This is a genomic window from Kocuria sp. UCD-OTCP (assembly GCF_000349605.1).
Classification (GTDB): domain Bacteria; phylum Actinomycetota; class Actinomycetes; order Actinomycetales; family Micrococcaceae; genus Kocuria; species Kocuria rosea.
Map to the genome: position 1 here is coordinate 1 of NZ_AOSQ01000065.1, position 1,929 is coordinate 1,929.

General features: G+C 73.0%; 1 protein-coding gene and 1 pseudogene. Both read right to left on the reverse strand.

Features of this window, described 5'->3' with window-relative positions; all coding sequences use genetic code 11:
• Positions 1–787, reverse strand: a 787-nt coding sequence (locus H488_RS33245) for an alpha-ketoacid dehydrogenase subunit beta (protein WP_017834563.1), incomplete at its 3' end; no start/stop codon positions are given.
• 143 nt (positions 788–930) lie between these two features.
• Positions 931–1,902 (reverse strand): annotated as a pseudogene (locus tag H488_RS33250) (thiamine pyrophosphate-dependent enzyme); the annotation flags it as partial.
• Between the last annotated feature and the right edge of the window lie 27 nt (positions 1,903–1,929).

The window sequence follows — 1,929 nt, forward strand, 5'->3', positions numbered from 1 at the left end:
CCCGATCACCGAAAAACAGACCCGAAAACACGGAGTCCTCGAGGGTGTCGAAGTCGATCGGCGACAGCGAGCGCAGGTCGATCACCTCGACGCTGCGCCCGTCCTCCTCCGCCGCCTGCGCCGCGGCGAGCGCGACCGGCACGAGGGGGCCCCAGGCCACCACGGTGGCGTCCTCGCCGTGACGGACGACCTGCGCGGAGAACGGGTCGGCGGTCGGGCGCTCGACGTCCACCGCGCCCTTGAGCCAGTACCGCCGCTTGGGCTCGAAGACGATCACGGGGTCCTCGCACGCGATGGCCTGCTGGGTCATCCAGTAGGCGTCCTGGGCGTTGGACGGCGTGACGATGCGCAGCCCCGCCGTGTGCGCGAACAGCGCCTCGGGGGACTCCGAGTGGTGCTCCACCGAGCCGATGACCCCGCCGTACGGGATGCGGATCGTCACGGGGACGGTGACGTCCCCGTTGGTGCGGTTGCGCATCTTGGCCAGCTGCGTGGTGATCTGGTTGAACGCCGGGAAGGAGAAGCCGTCGAACTGGATCTCGCACACGGGCCGGTAGCCGCGCAGGGCGAGCCCGATGGCGGTGCCCACGATCCCGGCCTCCCCCAGCGGGGTGTCCATCACCCGGTGGGCGCCGAAGTCCGCCTTGAGCCCCTCGGTGACGCGGTAGACGCCGCCGAGGGAGCCTATGTCCTCGCCCATGAGCAGCACCCGGGGGTTCTCCTCCATGGCCCGGCGCAGGCCCGCGTTGACCGCCTTCGCGATCGTCAGGTCCGGTGCGGTGCTCATGCGAGGTCCTCCTGGGTGCCGGCGGTCTGCGGGTCGGGGGCCCCGGCCACGGGGTCGGCCGCCACGGTCAGCCCCGCGGCCTGCGTGCCCCGGTCCGGTCCGGCGGGGCCCGGCCCGGCGTCGTCGTCGGTGTCGGTGTCGGTGTCGGCGAAGCCCGCCTGGTAGGCCGCGTACCAGGCGCGCTCCTCCTCCACGAGGGCGTGCGGCTCGGCGTAGGGCCGGTCGAAGAAGTCCTCGAACGCGGGCGGGTCCATGGCCAGCACGAGGGCGCGGGCCTGGTCGGCGAACGCCTGGGCGTCGGCCGCGACGTCGGCGAAGAAGTCGTCGCCGGTGCCGTGGGCCTCGCGCAGGTGCGCCTCGAGACGGAGCAGCGGGTCGAGCTCGCTCCAGTGCTGCTCGTCCTCCCGCAGGCGGTACTTGGTGGGGTCGTCCGCGGTGGTGTGGGCCCCGAGCCGGTAGGTCTCGGCCTCCACGAGCACCGGGCCCTGGCCGGCGCGGGCCTTCTCGAGCGCGTACCGCGAGGCCGCCAGCACCGCGAGCACGTCGTTGCCGTCCACGCGGATCCCCTCGAAGCCGTACCCCGCGGCGCGCTCGGCCAGGGGCACGCGGGACTGGGTGCGGAACGGCACCGAGATGGCCCACTGGTTGTTCTGCACGAAGAAGACCACCGGGGCGTCGTAGGACGCGGCGAAGACCATGCCCTCGTGGACCTCGCCCTGGGTGGAGGTGCCGTCCCCGAAGTAGACGACCGCGGCCGCCGGCTCGGCCTCCCGGCCCTCCGCCTCGGCCGTCCGCCGGTCCAGGTCGATGCCCATGGCGTAGCCCACGGCGTGCGGGACCTGGCAGCCGAGCACGATGGAGTAGACGTTCATGTGGTGCCGGCTGGGCCGCCAGCCCCCGGCGCTGTGCCCGCGGAACACGGTGAGCAGCTCGGCGGGCTCGACGCCCCGCTCGATGGCCACGGCGTGCTCCCGGTAGGTCGGGAACACGTGGTCGGCCGGGCGCAGCGCACGGGCGGAGCCCACCTGGGCTGCTTCCTGCCCGCGCATCGGCGCCCACAGCACCAGCTGCCCCTGCCGCTGGAGGTTGGTCGCCTCCTCGTCGAAGCGGCGGGTTTTCGAAGTTCTTTTGGCTCACCATGA